A 15,198-nucleotide genomic window follows, 5' to 3' on the forward strand; every position below is an offset into this window, starting at 1 on the left:
CATACCACTAGATAATAAAAGTCGCGGGTAGCCGACTCGTCGGGCGGTCGGCGAGTCCCGAACTGATATACCACCGTCCCGTCAATCACCACCTGATGGACAAGTGGAAGCGCCGAACTGCGTACTACCTCACCACGCTGGTCGTCTTCCTGTTCGGGTACGCACTCGTCTACGACTACGGGATGAGCGTCTACGAGGGCCACTCTCAGCCGTTCTACCAGTCCTTGCAGGTGGTACTGGAGACGTTCACGACCACGGGGTACGGTTCGGACGCCCCGTGGGAGACGCTGGAGATGAACCTGCTGGTCATGGTGATGGACCTGACCGGCGTCGTCCTCATCTTCGCGGCGCTCCCGGTCTTCGTCGTCCCGCTGTTCGAGGACGCGCTCTCGACCACGCTCCCGACTTCCGCCGAGGAGTTATCGGACCACGTGGTCATCTGCACGTACTCGCCGCGGGCCGAGACGCTCATCTCGGAGTTGGACTCGTGGAACGTCGAATACGTCATCGTGGAACCCGACCGCGAGACGGCGATGGACCTCTACGAGTCGGATTACTCGGTCGTCCACGGCGACCCCGAGTCGGTCGATACGCTGAAGGCGGTCAATCTGGCCGAGTCGAAGGCGCTCGTCGCCGACGCCAGCGACGAGGTGGACGTGAGCATCGTGCTGACTGCCCACGAGGCCGCCGACGACGTGCGAATCGTCAGCGTGGTCGAGGAGCCAGAACTCGCCACGTACCACGAACTCGCCGGGGTGGACAGGGTGCTGTCGCCGCGCCGACTCGTCGGCGAGAGTCTGGCCGACAAGGTGACCACCGCCGTCTCGACCGAACTCGACGGCGCGGTCGAAATCGGCGAGGACTTCGAAATCGCCGAACTCCCGGTCCAGCGCGGGAGTGAACTCGTCGGGCGGACGCTGGCCGACAGCGGCATCCGCGAGCGGTCCGGCGCGAACGTCATCGGCGCGTGGGTTCGCGGCGAGTTCGAGACGCCGCCCTCGCCCGACATGGAACTGGGGTCCGGGACGGTCCTGCTGGTCGTGGGCAGACAGACCCAACTCGAACGTCTCAAGGACCTTACCCGGTCGCAGGCCCATCGGCCCGGTCGGGGGACCGTCCTCGTGGTCGGCCACGGCGAGGTCGGTTCGACCGTCACCGACGCGCTGGCGCGGGCCAACGTCCCCTACACCACGGTAGACATCGAGGACAAACCCGGCGTGGACGTGGTGGGCGACACCACCGACCCCGAGACGCTGGAGGAGGCCGGCATCGAGCAGGCCCGAACCGTGGTCCTCACCGTCGCCGACGACACCCTGACCGGGTTCGGCACGCTGGTCGCGCGCGACCTCAACCCCGAAATCGAGGTGTTGGCCCGCGCCGAGGAGACCGAGAACGTCCAGAAAATCTACCGAGCGGGGGCCGACTACGTGCTGGCGCTCTCGACGGTCTCCGGCCGGATGCTGGCCTCGACGATTCTCGAACAGGAGGAGGTCATCTCGATGGACAAGCAGGTCGAAATCGTCCGGACCACCGCGCCCGAACTCGTCGGCCAGAGCCTCGCCGAGGCCGACGTGCGCGCCCGGACCGGGTGTACCGTGGTCGCCGTCGAGCGCAACGGCGACGTGCTGACCGAAGTCGGCCCGGAGTTCCGATTCGAGCGCGACGACGACGTTATCGTCGCCGGGACCGACGAGGGCGTCAACGAGTTCACGACGCTGGCGAACTGATTGGGAAACAATTTCGTTTCCAAAGAAATTGCAGACGATTGTTTCGCTACGCTCTTTCGTTCCCGACTAGTCGCCACGCCAGTCCAATCCACGCCACGAAGATACCGGCCCCGATGGTCTCGGGAATCGCCAGTCCCGGACCGACTCGCAGGCCAGCGCCCCACGCGACCCACGACGTGATGTGACCGACGCCGAGCCAAATCGCGGCGAGTCCTCGGCGCACCGAGGACGCCAGAATCCGGCCCGTCCCGTAGCAAAACAGCCCGTAGGTCACGAAGGCGTAGAGGCCGAGCGCCGCCGGGAAGTGATACGGGTGGCTCTCGGGGAACACGCCGACCAGACCCATCGAGACGGCCGCGACGCCGAATAGCACGGTCCCGAGGCGGGTCCAGTTCTGCGTGGCTCCTCGGCCGACCCCTGCGACGAAGGGAAGCGCGAGCGCCCCACCGGCGAGTAGCCCGCCGTTGAAAATCGGGGCAGTCGGCGCGCCGGCCCGACCGAGGTCCGAGAGCGCGCTCGCTGTCCACGAGAACGTCGGCGAGACGATTGTTGCCACCAGCACCGCGCCGAGCGTGACCACCGGGGCGGCCACGCCGCACCCTCGCACGATTCGGTTTGTCGTTGACACGTCTGCCGGTTCGGAGCGCCCTCATTTATACCTGCACGAACGAATCGCCCGAGATACGCCGGGCTAGGCACTCTTTATCCGGGCGCAATCCGCCACTACCGTCACAAGATACTTATCGAGATTCGCCGAAGTTCCCACGAACGCCCGCACGGCGGTCTGTGGTGGTTGGAATCACCGCGGAACAGTGTGCGTGGTGGTAGAATCACCACGGGACACGTGCGGGAGGGGATGGGGAAAACATGACACGAACACGAACGAGTGTATTACTGACAGCTCTGCTGGTCGTCAGCGCGGCGACCGCGGGACTGTCCGGTGCCGTGGTGTCGAACAGCGAAACGACGTATCAGGCTCAAGACGACGGTCTCGCCACCGTTCCGGTTGATTCCGGCGACGTGTTCTGGCAGGGCCAGTTCCTGCGGTTCACCGCCGGTTCGGACAACGCGAGCGAGGTCTGGTCGATACGCCGGGTCGAGAACGGCGAGGTCGGCGACCTCGTGACCGAAGTGTTGCTTGACGGCGAGGGGTCGGCGGTGTTCGCCACCGGCGGCCTCCGAGGCCGGTACGTCGTCGTCAACGAGAACGAGGAGCCGGTCGTCGTCGGGAACGGGACGGCCCAGAGCGTCGGAACCGTCAACGAGGCCAGTTTCGACGTCGCCAACCAGACGCTCGACGCCACCTTCACCGACCTGCGGGTCACGAACGACGACGGGCAGGACGCCCGGACCGACCTCCGACTCGAATCGAACCGGGCCGGCTACCGCGTCTTCCTCGCGTCCGAGCAGTTGAGCGCGTCGGAAGTCGCAGAGGTCTTCTCGTCAGCAGAGGTTCGTGACGACCGGGCGGTGGTGACCAGACAGATAAGCGGCGACGAGGTTCTCGACGCGAACTTCACGGGCGTCGAACCGGGAACGTACAACTTCACGGTGTTCGCGCTTGACGGGACGGCGCAGGACGAAGCCAGCATCACCGTGACCGAACCTATCGAGGGGACCGCCTCGCTGGAGAACACGACCGTCATCGAACAGCGCGGTGACGTGGCCCGGTTCAACGTCACGTTCGACGGGACCGACCGAGCCACTGTCACCGTCGGCTCTCAGCAGGTCGGCTACCGCTCGCGGTTCCTCGTCAGGGACGTGAACGGTGACGGCGTTGCGACCGTCGTCCTCGACACCTATCGGGCGGGCATCTCGACCGACTCGCCGGGCATCTCGGTTGTCGGCGAGGACAACTACACCAACTTCCAACTCGTGACCGACCCGATTCCCGATGTCCTCGACGCGGCGACGTATCCCATCGAGGTGTCGGTCGGCGGGACGCGGACCGCGGTCGGGTCGATTCTACTCAGCGAGCGCTCGACCGGCGGGATTCAGGTCTGGACTGCGCCCGACCCGGCCAACGTCGGAAGCCCCGCTCGCATCGCAGAGGTCGCCACGCAGGACTCCGACATCGCGTATCAGGACTGGGCCATCGTGCAGGTGCAGGCCTCGGGCCTCTACAGCTACGTTCAAGACCTCTCGGACCTCAACAACGACTCGACCGGACTGTCGATGACGCTGACGCAGGTCGGCGAAATCAACGTGCCGCCCGAGGAGGTGTCGCTCGAACGGGGCGAACTCGTCGTGGACGAGGAGAACGACCAGTTCTTCCTCGTGTTCGACTCCAACACGCTGACCCCGAACGCGACCTACAGCGCCAACTTCACCATCTCGGATGCGAACCCCTACGTCGAACCCGGTAACGGGACCTCGCTCGTGGCTAACTTCACCACGGTCCCGCGGGAGGTCTCGCTCGACCGGCCGATAGAGGTGTCGGCGTCTAGTGAGGCAACGCTCTCCGGCGACAGCACGCTCGCGCCGGGCACCGAAATCAGCGTCGAGGTCGCCAACACGGGACGGAACCCCTTCCTCCGGCGTTCGACCGCGACGGTGCAGGAGGACGGCAGTTGGGAGGCCACCTTCGACCTCTCGGGGGTCCCGGCCGGTACCAACTTCACCGTCTCGATAACCGACCCGGCGGTCAGAGAGACCGGCGGGGTCGTCGCCGGTGACGCCGGCGAGGACGACCAAGCGACCGAGACCGAGGAGGCCGACGAGACGACGACGGCAGGCGAGGAGACCACGACCGAAGCAGAGACCACCGCCGAAGGCGAGGCGGGCGCGGAGACCACCGTCGAGGAGGACACCGAGACGACGACCGAAGCGGAGGCGACCGCCGAAGACGCCGCCACGGAGACGCCCGCCGAGGAGGGCACCACCGAGACCGCGACCGAGACGACCACGGTGGAAGCCTCGGCACCGGCCTCCGGGTTCGGGCCGGTCCCGCTTCTGGTCGGCGTCGTCGCGCTGTTGACAGCGGCCGCGCTCGTGGCCCGACGCCGCTGAAACGAACGCGCTCCGATTTTTCTCGTCGGCGATTTCGCGGCGGTTACGTCGCCGAAACCCGCTGAGTCGTGACTCACCAAACCGTCTTGTCGGTTCGCGCCCAACCGACGCGTATGAGTGAGAGTACCACGCAGGGTCAGATTTACGAGTGCGACGACTGCGGTTCGGTCGCGTTCGAAGGCTCCTCGGCGTGTTGCGACGCCGAGATGAGTCGCGTCGAGGCCTCACCCGTCCGGCACCCCGACCTCGCGGTGGTCCTCCGGGAGGTCTTCGGCATCTCCGAGACGGGCCTGCGGGTCTGTCTCTGCCTGATGGAGGACGGCGAATCAACCGCTGTGGACATCGCCGACCGACTCGACATCGACCGGAGTACGGTGGGCCGACAACTGAACCACCTGACCGACATCGGCGTGCTGGACAAGCGCCAGCGCCTCCTCAAAAACGGCGGGTACGTCAACGTCTACTCGCCGGTCCCGGTCGAGGAGGTCCGCAAGCGACTCACGGTCGGTCTCTACGCGTGGATGGCGGAGGCCCTCGACATCGTGGAACACGTCAACCGCGAGAAACTCGACGCGCTGGCCCGCGCCGACGGCGACGGTCCGGGCGGCGAGGACGACGCCTCGGACGCGATTTACTGGGACGAGTAGCGGTTTCGACCCCGGTTCCGAATCCCGTCCGTGAACGGCGGACCGGTCGTCTCGAAGGGCAGTTCCGAGCACGCACGCTTAGATACAATCGTGAAAGAAATATAGAGGTTGCTTAAAGATAGATAAACACGTTTCTGGTACGGTGTCCAATCGTGGCGTCTCCCGGCGTAACCCCGCCTTACCTCGCTCTAATCCCCGTTTCGGACTGAACGCACGACTTGTTTTTTGCTAACACACGTCGAACAGCCACCATGACCACGACCGCCGACATCGCCGACTTCGCGCTCGGCCTCGACTTTTCGGACCTGAGCGACGACACCGTGGACGAGTTGAAAAAGCGGGTTCTGGACTCCATCGGCATCGCCGTCTCCGCGATGGACGAGGAGCCAGTCGGCGTGGTCGGCGACACCGTGGCCGAGTTCGGCGGCGAGGGATGCACGCTCTGGGGCGGCGCTGGTGGTGCCGAAACCGCCTCGCCGCCCGACGCGACGATGTACAACACCGCGCTGGTCCGGTACCTCGACTACATGGACTCGTTTCTCGCGCCCGGCGAGACGCCCCACCCGAGCGACAACATCGCCGGCATCGTCGCCTGCGGGGAATACGCCGAGGCCTCCGGGAAGGACCTCCTCACGGCGGTCGGCGTGGCCTACGAAGTGCAGGCCGCGCTGGCGTGGAACGCGCCGGTCCGCGAGCGAGGATGGGACCACGTGACACACACCGTGATTTCCTCTGCTACCGGGGCCGGGGCGATTCTGGGCCTCGACCGCGAACAGTTGCGGTCGGCAATCGGCATCGCCGGCACCGCCCACAACGCGCTCCGCGTGACCCGAACCGAGGCCATCTCGGAGTGGAAGGGCATCGCGTCGGCCAACGCCGGCCGGAACGCGGTCTACTCGGCCTTCCTCGCCAAGCACGGGATGGACGGCCCGAAGAACCTATTCGAGGGCCAGAAGGGGTGGAAACAGACTGTCTCCGGCGAGTTCGAGGCCGAATTCACCCCCGCCGAGCGCGTCCACGACGTGATGACCAAGAAGTACGTCGCCGAGACCTACGCCCAGTCGGCCGTCGAGGGCATCATCGAACTCGCCGAGCGCGAGGACATCGACCCGGAGGCCGTCGCCGAAATCCGCCTCGACACCTTCGCCGGCGCGAAACTCATCATCGGCGGCGGCGAGGGCAGTCGCTACGAGGTCGAGACCAAAGCGCAGGCCGACCACTCCCTGCCCTACATGCTCGCCGTCTCGCTCATCGACCGCGAGATGGGCAACGACCAGTACGACCCCGAGCGCATTCGAGGCGACGACGTGCAGGGCCTCCTCAGAAAAGTCGCGGTCGCCGAAAATCCCGACCTCACCGAGCGATTCGAGGCCGGCGAGATGCCCGCCGAAATCGAGGTCGAGATGGCCGACGGGACGGTCCACCGAATCGAGAAAAACCAGTTCGAGGGCCACCCCAACGGCTCGATGTCGTGGGACGAAATCGAACGCAAGTTCCACGAGACCGCGGGAGAGCGATACGACGAGACCCGACGCGGCCAGATTATCGACACCGTGCTTCAGTTGGAGGAGCGAGAGGTCGCGGACTTGGTGGAACTGCTGGATTAGGATTCCGACACCAGATTCCGGATGCTGTCGGCGAACGATTCTGAACGCTCCATGTTTCGCATCCGAATCTCCAGCGAGCGCCCGCCGCCGCTGGCCACCAACACGTTGCCCAGACCGACCAGCGCCTCGATTGCCGACTTGCGCTCTTGGACGCCCCGAATCTTCTCGCGGGGAATCTCCCGCCGAACCAGCGAGAGGAACCGATATTCCTTGATGATTCGCCGGGTCGTCACGTAGTAGGTCGTCAGCGAGTTGGTCCAGTAGGTGTATAGCCCGGACGAGAAGGCGTAGAGACCCACCACGAACGTCGCGGTCGGATAGACGTAGGGCACCATCGTGAGAAACAGCATGTAGATGGTCGCCACCAGCAGTGGCAGGCCGACGAAAATCTTGACTCGGGCCACGCGCTGGGTCGGGTGACGCTTTTCGAGTAGCTCCTCGCCGTCGCTCAACCGCGGTTCGGTCGGCGACACCGCGTGGACGTAGGCCCCGACGGCGACGACGAACGCGCCGAAGAACGCGAACGGCAGGCCGATAATCTCGGGGTAGGTCGTCTGGCCGACGTAGAGCCACCCGCCGACGCCGACGAACGGGAGACCGAGCAGGGTACTCCAGAGTGCGGGTGCGCCGCGCGCCATCTCAGTACCCCCTCACGAGTTGGTGGACGATGCCCACAGCAGAGAGAACGAACCCGCCGACCGTCAGCATGAACGGGTCGTTGAGCATCTCTAAGTCGCTCTCGCCCGGACCGTTCGAGAAGAACCCGCGCCGGGATTGGGTCGTCGTCCGATTGGCCTGCCCGGTCCCGCGCTGGGTCCCGCGTCGGCCTGCGGTCGTCGCGGGGTCGTCCCGCGTCGTCCGGGGTTCGGTCGTGGATTTCCCCGCCGTCGAGCGACTCGTCCGGTCGCTCGTCGTCGCTCGGGTCGTCTGCTCGCCGGTCGTCCCGGCAGTCGTTCCCTTCGGCGTCGTCTCGCCGGCCTCGCCGACCGACCACTCCACGCCTTCTGGGTCCACCGTGGCGACCACTTCGGTCGGTCCGTCGATGGAGAACTGGTGTTTGTAGGTTCGGTCCTCGTACTCGTCGCCCGCGGGGGGTTCGACCTCGACAGTCCCGAACCGAGCGAGTTCGAGGCCCGTGAACGACGCGTCGTCGATGACGGCGTACCCGTCGGTGTTGAGCGAGAGTCGGCCGGGATTGGCACCCCAACCGCTGTACCGGTAGTCCGGTTTCGCTCCCATCAGGGGTTCGCCGTCGGGTTTCAGGACGCGGAGGTCCACGATGTGGGCCTCCGGCAGGACGAGTTCGCCGATGTGGGTGTCGTCCTCGCCGACGAAGGTGCCCTCGAACTCGTAGATGTGGGGAGCGCCGTTCTTCGTGGCTTCGAGGTCGCTCCACGAGTCGGCCTTGTAGTAGCTGAGCGTGTAGTTCCGGTTTTTCGGCACTTCCATCTCGAAGTAGCCTTCGCCGTCGGTGCGGACGTTCCGGTTCACGTCGTCCCAGTAGGTGTTGATTTCGTCGTTCTGCACCGCCGCGCCGCTCTTGGCGACGACTGTCCCCGAGAGCGTCACCGTGTCGGCCGCGACGGCCCGACTCGCACCGCCGACGAGCGCGCTCCCGCCGAGGACGCCGCCGACGTCCGCTCGGAGGAAGGTCCTGCGGGTGGCTGACCGTTTCATACCAATTTCTCACACAAGGAATTCATAAACCTTGCCACACGCCGACACCGGAATTGTTAGGGAAAGGTAACGTTCGGTCTCGTATTCCGAACCGAACACGTTCGGGACAATCGCTTCGCGCGAGCGCACCATCGTTTTGAATATGGAAACCAGTAGCCACGACAGCGAAACCGACCGAGAGCAGGACGCGGACCGGGAACGCGACACGGGCCGGGAACACGACGCCGACCTCGACAGCGACGTGGAACCGATTACCGACCGCGTTCACGATAACTCGTGGTCGGCCAACCTCGAAAAGCCCCAGCACGCCGAGCGCCGCAGTCTCGTGGTCGAACAAGCCAAATCCGCGGTCGAACACACTGCAAGCGGGCACCACGTCAATCTCGTGACGCACGGGGACCACGGCCATCCCGACGAGTACCTCTACGACGCGCTCGCCGAAGCGTTCGGCGAAGACTGCTCGTGGGAGTACGTCGAGCAGTGTGGTTGTGGCGGTCACGTCACCCGCGTCCACGTCGAGTGAACGCGCGGTCCCCTACTGTCTGACGTAGAGCATCCCGATGCCCGCCGCGAGGAGCAGGACGCCCCACCACAGCGAGTCGCCGGGGAGGAAGGCTAACAGAAGCGTGACGACGCCCGACGAGACCAGCGACCATCCGGCCGTAGTTTGGTAGGTCATAGACTGGGTACGGGTTCGAGGCAATTGGGTCCTTGGGCAGTCGGTGGCCGGTGGCCAACAGTAAAGTGTCGGTTCGTCGTACTCGTGCCGGGGTTTCCGATGGACCGAGCATTCGACTTTCTGCACGTCAACGAGCGCGAATCGAAACCGCGGGAGAAGGGCATCACCGAGATTCGGGGGCCGTACTACGACCCGATGGGGCCGCGCGAGTTGCGCGACATCCTCGATACGATGGGCGAGTACGTGGACATCTACAAATTCTCTGGCGGGTCGTTCGCGCTGATGCCCGAGGAGGCCGTGACCGAACTCATCGAGACCTGCCACGAGTACGACGTACAGGTCTCGACCGGCGGGTTCGTCGAGAGCGTCCTCGTCAGGGACCACGGCCACGTCGAGGAGTACGTCGAGGAGGCCGCCGAGTTGGGATTCGACATCGTGGAAATTTCCTCGGGGTTCATCGCCATCGACGCCGACGACTTGGTGGCGCTGACCGAACTGGTCCAACAGAAGGGCCTGAAGGCCAAGCCCGAAATCAACGTCCAGTTCGGCGCGGGCGGGGCGTCGAGCGTGGAGGAACTAGAGAGCGAATCCGCAATCGACCCGGCGAGCGCGATTCGGGAGGCCGAGCGCCACCTCGACGCGGGGGCGTACAAAATCATGGTCGAGTCCGAGGGCATCACCGAGCGAGTTCGGGAGTGGCGGACCGACGTGGCCTTCGAAATCGCCAACGAGGTCGGGGTCGAGAACTGCGTGTTCGAGGCCGCCGACCCGCAGGTCTTCGAGTGGTACATCAAGAACTTCGGGCCGGAGGTCAACCTGTTCGTGGACAACTCCCAAATCGTGGAACTGGAGTGCATGCGCTCGGGCCTGTGGGGCAAAAAGAGTTCTTGGGGGCGTGTCACGTCCTACGATTCGTAACCCGTTTTTGACACGCCGGGACAGCGATTCCGACGCCCTCCCGCGATTCTCGGGACAGTAATATAAGGAAGCCTTGCACTTCAAGGTCTTTAAGTAAAGCTTTACTTACCTCGGTTCTTTGGCCACAATATGACGTGTGTCGGAACAGAGAGAGGTGAGGGCCGAGTCCGCTACCGATGAACTTGAGCTATCAACATGCAAACCCCTCTACGGGCGGTGGCTCGTACCTCCTTCGCTTCCGAGACGCATCTCTCGAACGCACGCCCTGCCTCCTCGTGGACTCGGGCGTCGGCGTCGACCTCGATTCGCTTCTGGCCGACGACGAGTATCTCGCGGCGGTCCTGCTGACCCACGCCCACCTCGACCACTACGCCTCGCTGGCCGACTCGCTCCGGGACGGTGCGCCCGTCTACGCCTCCGAACCCACCGCGAACGTCCTCGAAAACGTGCTGGTCGAGGGCGAGAAGAACTACGAAATCGGCGCGGCCGAGTCGGCGGTGGACGCGCTCAAACCCATCGACGGGTGGCAGACCATCGTGCCCGAGGTCGATGTCGCACCCGTTCCGGCGGGCCACGCGCCCGGCGCGGCCGGGTTCGTCGTCCGGTTCGAGGACGGGTCGCGGGCCAACCACCTGCTGTTCACCGGCGACTTCACCGACCGACCCGTGGCGGGCTATCCGGGCCTCTCGTCGGACCTGCCGGTGGACATCGACGCGCTGTTCGTCAACGTCTCGACCACCGACGAGTTCGAGGAGACCCTCTCGGACTCGCTGTTCACGCTCGTTGAGCGCGTGCAAGCCGGGTCGTCGGTGCTGGCGACGGCGAGCGCGCTGACCGCGGTTCACTACGCCTACCTGCTGGGCCACCTCGGCGAGCGTCTGGGCGGGTCCATCCCGGTCACGCTGGCCGGGCAGGCCGCCAAACTCTACGCCGACTTCGGCTACGACGTGCCCAACGTCGAGACGACGCCCGTGTTCGACTCGTGCGACGAACTCCTCGAACGCGGGACCGTCACCTTCGCCGGGCCGGAGGTCCCCACCGAGGGGAGCGCCCACAGACTGTTCACAGCCATCGAGGACGACTCGACGGCCACCCTCGTCCAGTTGACCGGCGGCGCGACGAACCCCGTCAAGACCGCCGGGTGTACTATCTACGACTACGAGGTCGTCAACCACCCTTCGATGGGCGTCATCGACGAACTGGTCGAGGAGTTCGACCCCATCCACGTCGTCGCGGGTCACGGACCCCGGCGTGCGCTCCGGAACTTCCGGGGTCGGTACGACGAGCGATTCGTCTGGGCCAGCGACGACGACCGACAGCAGACTCTCTACGAGGACGGCCGGTGGTCGCCCCCGCCGTGGTTGAGCGAAACCGCGGTCCAGTCCATCCGCGCCCAAGACTGGCGCTCGAACGGCGCTCGCTTCGGCGACATCGTGGACGGCGAGGAGGGTCTGCCCCGCGTCGAGCGCGTCGAATCCGTGGACCTTGAAGCCGAGGGCCTCGACGTGGCCCGATTCGACAACCGATTCAACCGCGAGAACGGCGAGGAGACCGACCAGTCGGCCGAGACGCCAGCCTCGCCGGCGGAACCGGGCGACGATTCGGCGGCGGCGACGAGTTCGCCGGAGGAGAGTTCGCCAGACGCGGCGGCGGCGGCCGATTCGGCCTCGCCGACCGCCGACGAGTTCCCGGCCGTCGAGGAGGCCGAAAACTTCCGCCACGAAGTCCTCGACAAACTCGAATCGCTGGAGTCGGCGATGGCGGGTACCCGGCTCCGCGCTCGCGTCGTGGACGGCGGCGAGGACGTGACGATGCTCCGTCTGCTGGACGACGCGGACCTCGAACACGGCGAGGAGATAGCGGTCGTCGTGCCCGACGGCGACGACGACTGAACTAACTCTGAAGTCCTCAAAGAATCGTAATTCGTTCTTTAACGATTAGAGATATTGCTACTGGCGAGGCCTTCACCCCGACTGTCTCGGCGGTATCGGCGGCCGGAAGGCGTACTCGTAGACGAGGAACCAGATGCCGGACGCTATCTAGAAACCGCCGATCACCAGCAACACGTCCGTTCCGAACAGGTCGAATTCGGCGGGACTGGCCAGTCCGAGATAGACGTTGACTACTCCCATTCCGAGGAAGTTGAGACCAGCGAAGAGACTCAGCGATTTCATGGTTCGGTCGGGGGTCAGCCACTCAAACGGAGCCACGCGAATCGTCGTGACCACGACGCGAACGGGCAAAAGTGTCACGACTCGCAGGATGAAACGACGCCCGCCCACACCCCTTTGCCCGCTCGCGCCGAACTGGCGTGCATGGAATACGAGACGGTGCAGGGCGAGGAGGTCCCGAAAATCGGCCTCGGCACGTGGCGAATGCACGGCGAAATCTGCCGGCAGGCAGTCGCCACCGCCCTCGAAGCGGGGTATCGCCACGTCGACACCGCCCAAGCCTACGACAACGAGCGACAGGTCGGCCGCGCCATCGCCGAGTCGCCGGTGGCCCGCGAGGACGTGTTTCTGACCACGAAGGTCTGGCCCGGCCACGTCGATAGGGCGTCCATCCGGAGTTCGGTCGCGTCGAGTCTGGCCCAACTCGGCGTTGAGTACGTCGATTTACTCCTCATCCACTGGCCCAACCCCATCGCTTCCACCGCGGAGGTGATGGCCGGACTGAACGACTGCCGCGACGAGGGCTTCACCCGCCACGTCGGCGTCAGCAATTTCGGTGCGGATCAACTCAAAACCGCGCGCGCTGTGTCCGACGCGCCGATTTTCACCGATCAGGTCCAGTTTCACCCCTACCAGCCACAGCGCGACCTCCGGGCGTACTGTCAGGCCCACGATATTCTCCTGACGGCCTACAGTCCGCTGGCCCACGGCGGCATCCTGCGCGACGACGTGCTTGGGGAACTCGCCGTCAAGTACGACAAGTCCCCCGCGCAGGTGGCGCTCCGGTGGGTCGTCCAGCAGGACGGCGTGGTCGCCATCCCCAAATCAGCCAGCGAGGCCCACCTCCGGGAGAATCTGGACGTGTTCGACTTCCGACTCACCGCGACCGAGATGGTCCGCGTCGAGCGCCCCTCGATGCTCAAGACCGGGGCCTCCTTTCTCCGGAGTCGCCTCGGGGTGTGACGCGGTGGCACGCGAGCGACCGGGTGAGTGCCGAGACAACAAAGTTATGCACCGCCCCTGACCAGTATCGGCCCGTGCCCTCTCCGACGCTCGACCTGTTCGGCGTTCTCCACGTGGACCGACCGGGGAAAGTCCGAGCGGAGTTAGACGACTTCGCGGACGACGCCGATGCCCTGTTTATCGAACAACCCGAAACCGAGGTCACGCTCGGGACTTTCGGTAGGACCGGCCTCCGCGCGCCGGTGTTCCTCCTCGGGGCGCTCCTCCACCTCGCGCTGTTCACGCCCTTCTACGCCGTGCTGAATCGGGAGTACGACGAGGCCGAGGCCATCGCCGTCCGGCGAATCGCCGACGAGCGCGGCCTCCCGGTCCACGAGGTCGACGACCACCCCGTCCTCTACATGAGCAGGGCGGGACCGCGCTGGATAGTCGCTAACTGGCTCGCGCTCGCCGGTCTGGCGTGGGCCTTCGGCGTCTCGTTTCTCGCAATCGCCGGCGTCCTGCTTCTGGCGGGCGCAATCACAATCGGGACGGCGCGACTCGACAGACGACTCTGGCTGGTCGTCTCCATCCCCGCGACGTGGGGCGGTCTCCTGCTCGCTGGAACCATCGGCCTGCTCCCGACCGGCGTCCTCGCCGTCGTCCTCCTGTTTTACCTCGCCACCGCGGGAAGTCTCAACGAGCATCGCAACCGCCACATGCTCCGGAACATCGCCGACATCGCCGACCGCGAGGAGTACGACCACGCCTGCCTCGTCACCGGAAAGGGCCACCTCGCCGGCCTCGTCAGTCTCGCTGGCGACCGGGACCTCGCCGTCTCCCGGATGCACGTCTCCCGGTGGCTCAGACGCTCCGACGACGTGACCGACGACCCCGACCCCGAGCGAGTCGGCGAGAACTCCGGTCTGGGGTGGTTCCGGACCGCGTTCGGCCTCACCCGGCCCGACGCCCGACCCAGCACTGAGACCGAGGTCCTCGGCAGGCGGACGCTCGCCGCGGTCTTAGACCTCGCGGGCGTCGTCGTCGCCACGTTCGTTGGGGGCGTCGTCCTCGGTGCTGTCGCCGCCCTCGCGCTCGGCGAGTCCGCGCTCAGTTCCGGCCTCCTCGTCGGATTCGCCGTTTCCCCGGTCCTCTACTTCGTCGTCTGGGAGACGCTGTTGGGTCGCACGCCCGGCAAGTGGCTCCTCGGACTGGTCGTCGTCGCCGAGGACGGGTCCGTCCCGTCTCGACGCGCCCTCCTCGTCCGGAATCTCCTCCGGCCGCTCGATTTCGTCCCCTTCTACGCGCTCGGTCTCGTCTCGGTGCTGGCGACCGACCGCGCCCAGCGCGTCGGCGACCTGTTGGCCGACACCGTGGTCGTCCGGACCGAGTGATGCCGACCACCTTTTCGCGGAGCTATTCGGCGCAGTCTCGTGTGGGCGAGAAGTTCGACGACCTGCGTGAAGGGCGGTAAAAGGAGGGCGACGGGATTACGCCGTGACGGATGCCTGCTCGCCGACGTGCTTGGACTCCCACTCGTGGCGGGCGTCGATTTCGCGGCTTCCGCGGTCGGTGAGGGCGTAGTAGTTGGTTCGCCGGTCGCGCTGGCCCTTGTCCACGAGGCCCTTGTCCACGAGGGTGTCGAGGTTGGGGTAGAGGCGACCGTGGTGAATCTCCTTCTCGTAGTACGATTCGAGTTCTTCCTTGATGGCGAGGCCGTGGGGTTCGTCCTTGCCCGCGATGACGTACAGCAGGTCCCGTTGGAAACCAGTCAGGTCGTGCATGAGTTACGAAAGACGATAGTTCCCCTGTAATTATAAG

Annotated in this window: 15 protein-coding genes; 9 read left to right on the plus strand and 6 right to left on the minus strand. The window is 65.5% G+C overall.

The window, feature by feature from the left end:
• Positions 1-95 precede the first annotated feature (95 nt).
• Positions 96-1,727 (plus strand): potassium channel family protein, encoded by a 1,632-nt coding sequence (locus P2T57_RS17510; protein ID WP_276302418.1) that lies wholly within the window; start codon positions 96-98, stop codon positions 1,725-1,727.
• A 46-nt stretch (positions 1,728-1,773) separates the two neighbouring features.
• Here P2T57_RS17510 and P2T57_RS17515 read toward each other — a convergent pair whose 3' ends face one another.
• Entirely contained in the window at positions 1,774-2,355 is a 582-nt protein-coding gene (locus tag P2T57_RS17515) for a DUF998 domain-containing protein (protein ID WP_276302419.1), read from the minus strand.
• A 239-nt stretch (positions 2,356-2,594) separates the two neighbouring features.
• Between P2T57_RS17515 and P2T57_RS17520 the strand changes: the two genes are divergently transcribed.
• The 3 genes from P2T57_RS17520 (at position 2,595) to P2T57_RS17530 (ending at position 6,990) form a co-directional block, all read left to right on the plus strand.
• Complete coding sequence (locus P2T57_RS17520; protein WP_276302420.1) at positions 2,595-4,736, plus strand: BGTF surface domain-containing protein; 2,142 nt, start codon at positions 2,595-2,597, stop codon at positions 4,734-4,736.
• A 113-nt stretch (positions 4,737-4,849) separates the two neighbouring features.
• Entirely contained in the window at positions 4,850-5,383 is a 534-nt protein-coding gene (locus tag P2T57_RS17525) for a helix-turn-helix domain-containing protein (protein WP_276302421.1), read from the plus strand.
• 251 nt (positions 5,384-5,634) lie between these two features.
• Positions 5,635-6,990, plus strand: coding sequence for an MmgE/PrpD family protein (locus tag P2T57_RS17530; protein ID WP_276302422.1), 1,356 nt, complete (start codon positions 5,635-5,637; stop codon positions 6,988-6,990).
• On the opposite strand, the gene P2T57_RS17535 is transcribed toward P2T57_RS17530, so the two are convergent.
• Positions 6,987-7,628 carry a PH domain-containing protein gene (locus tag P2T57_RS17535; RefSeq protein WP_276302423.1) on the minus strand — a complete coding sequence of 214 codons (642 nt, stop codon included), beginning with the start codon at positions 7,626-7,628 and terminating at the stop codon, positions 6,987-6,989. The genes P2T57_RS17530 and P2T57_RS17535 overlap by 4 nt on opposite strands.
• 1 nt (position 7,629) lies before the next feature.
• The gene (locus P2T57_RS17540) at positions 7,630-8,667 is read right to left on the minus strand and encodes a hypothetical protein (protein ID WP_276302424.1); all 1,038 of its coding nucleotides are present in this window, start codon (positions 8,665-8,667) and stop codon (positions 7,630-7,632) included.
• A 142-nt stretch (positions 8,668-8,809) separates the two neighbouring features.
• On the opposite strand from P2T57_RS17540, the gene P2T57_RS17545 reads away from it, so the two are divergent.
• A complete protein-coding gene (locus P2T57_RS17545; RefSeq protein WP_276302425.1) occupies positions 8,810-9,190 on the plus strand; it encodes a CGCGG family putative rSAM-modified RiPP protein in 381 nt (126 codons plus the stop codon).
• 12 nt (positions 9,191-9,202) lie between these two features.
• Here the strand turns inward: P2T57_RS17545 and P2T57_RS17550 are convergent, their stop codons facing one another.
• The gene (locus P2T57_RS17550) at positions 9,203-9,346 is read right to left on the minus strand and encodes a hypothetical protein (RefSeq protein WP_276302426.1); all 144 of its coding nucleotides are present in this window, start codon (positions 9,344-9,346) and stop codon (positions 9,203-9,205) included.
• A 99-nt stretch (positions 9,347-9,445) separates the two neighbouring features.
• On the opposite strand from P2T57_RS17550, the gene P2T57_RS17555 reads away from it, so the two are divergent.
• Positions 9,446-10,264 (plus strand): phosphosulfolactate synthase, encoded by an 819-nt coding sequence (locus P2T57_RS17555; RefSeq protein WP_276302427.1) that lies wholly within the window; start codon positions 9,446-9,448, stop codon positions 10,262-10,264.
• Positions 10,265-10,440: 176 nt separating this feature from the next.
• Positions 10,441-12,156, plus strand: a complete 1,716-nt coding sequence (locus P2T57_RS17560) for an MBL fold metallo-hydrolase (protein WP_276302428.1) — start codon at positions 10,441-10,443, stop codon at positions 12,154-12,156.
• A 147-nt stretch (positions 12,157-12,303) separates the two neighbouring features.
• On the opposite strand, the gene P2T57_RS17565 is transcribed toward P2T57_RS17560, so the two are convergent.
• Positions 12,304-12,474, minus strand: coding sequence for a hypothetical protein (locus tag P2T57_RS17565; RefSeq protein WP_276302429.1), 171 nt, complete (start codon positions 12,472-12,474; stop codon positions 12,304-12,306).
• Between the two features lie 105 nt (positions 12,475-12,579).
• Between P2T57_RS17565 and P2T57_RS17570 the strand changes: the two genes are divergently transcribed.
• Both P2T57_RS17570 and P2T57_RS17575 read left to right on the plus strand, forming a co-directional pair.
• Positions 12,580-13,398, plus strand: a complete 819-nt coding sequence (locus tag P2T57_RS17570) for an aldo/keto reductase (protein ID WP_276302430.1) — start codon at positions 12,580-12,582, stop codon at positions 13,396-13,398.
• Positions 13,399-13,472: 74 nt separating this feature from the next.
• Positions 13,473-14,771, plus strand: a complete 1,299-nt coding sequence (locus P2T57_RS17575) for an RDD family protein (RefSeq protein WP_276302431.1) — start codon at positions 13,473-13,475, stop codon at positions 14,769-14,771.
• Positions 14,772-14,867: 96 nt separating this feature from the next.
• Here the strand turns inward: P2T57_RS17575 and P2T57_RS17580 are convergent, their stop codons facing one another.
• Positions 14,868-15,161: a PadR family transcriptional regulator gene (locus P2T57_RS17580; protein ID WP_276302432.1), complete on the minus strand. Its 294-nt coding sequence runs from the start codon at positions 15,159-15,161 to the stop codon at positions 14,868-14,870.
• Between the last annotated feature and the right edge of the window lie 37 nt (positions 15,162-15,198).

The sequence above is a fragment of the Halorussus lipolyticus genome (genome assembly GCF_029338375.1).
Taxonomy (GTDB): domain Archaea; phylum Halobacteriota; class Halobacteria; order Halobacteriales; family Haladaptataceae; genus Halorussus; species Halorussus lipolyticus.

Excerpts from the sequence above, each read along its gene's own strand:
- P2T57_RS17530 (WP_276302422.1), top strand. The coding sequence starts at position 5,635 with ATGACCACGACCGCCGACATCGCCGACTTCGCGCTCGGCCTCGACTTT.
- P2T57_RS17570 (WP_276302430.1), top strand. The coding sequence starts at position 12,580 with ATGGAATACGAGACGGTGCAGGGCGAGGAGGTCCCGAAAATCGGCCTC.
- P2T57_RS17525 (WP_276302421.1), top strand. The coding sequence starts at position 4,850 with ATGAGTGAGAGTACCACGCAGGGTCAGATTTACGAGTGCGACGACTGC.
- P2T57_RS17580 (WP_276302432.1), bottom strand. The coding sequence starts at position 15,161 with ATGCACGACCTGACTGGTTTCCAACGGGACCTGCTGTACGTCATCGCG.
- P2T57_RS17540 (WP_276302424.1), bottom strand. The coding sequence starts at position 8,667 with ATGAAACGGTCAGCCACCCGCAGGACCTTCCTCCGAGCGGACGTCGGC.
- P2T57_RS17555 (WP_276302427.1), top strand. The coding sequence starts at position 9,446 with ATGGACCGAGCATTCGACTTTCTGCACGTCAACGAGCGCGAATCGAAA.
- P2T57_RS17520 (WP_276302420.1), top strand. The coding sequence starts at position 2,595 with ATGACACGAACACGAACGAGTGTATTACTGACAGCTCTGCTGGTCGTC.
- P2T57_RS17535 (WP_276302423.1), bottom strand. The coding sequence starts at position 7,628 with ATGGCGCGCGGCGCACCCGCACTCTGGAGTACCCTGCTCGGTCTCCCG.
- P2T57_RS17510 (WP_276302418.1), top strand. The coding sequence starts at position 96 with ATGGACAAGTGGAAGCGCCGAACTGCGTACTACCTCACCACGCTGGTC.
- P2T57_RS17550 (WP_276302426.1), bottom strand. The coding sequence starts at position 9,346 with ATGACCTACCAAACTACGGCCGGATGGTCGCTGGTCTCGTCGGGCGTC.
- P2T57_RS17560 (WP_276302428.1), top strand. The coding sequence starts at position 10,441 with ATGAACTTGAGCTATCAACATGCAAACCCCTCTACGGGCGGTGGCTCG.
- P2T57_RS17545 (WP_276302425.1), top strand. The coding sequence starts at position 8,810 with ATGGAAACCAGTAGCCACGACAGCGAAACCGACCGAGAGCAGGACGCG.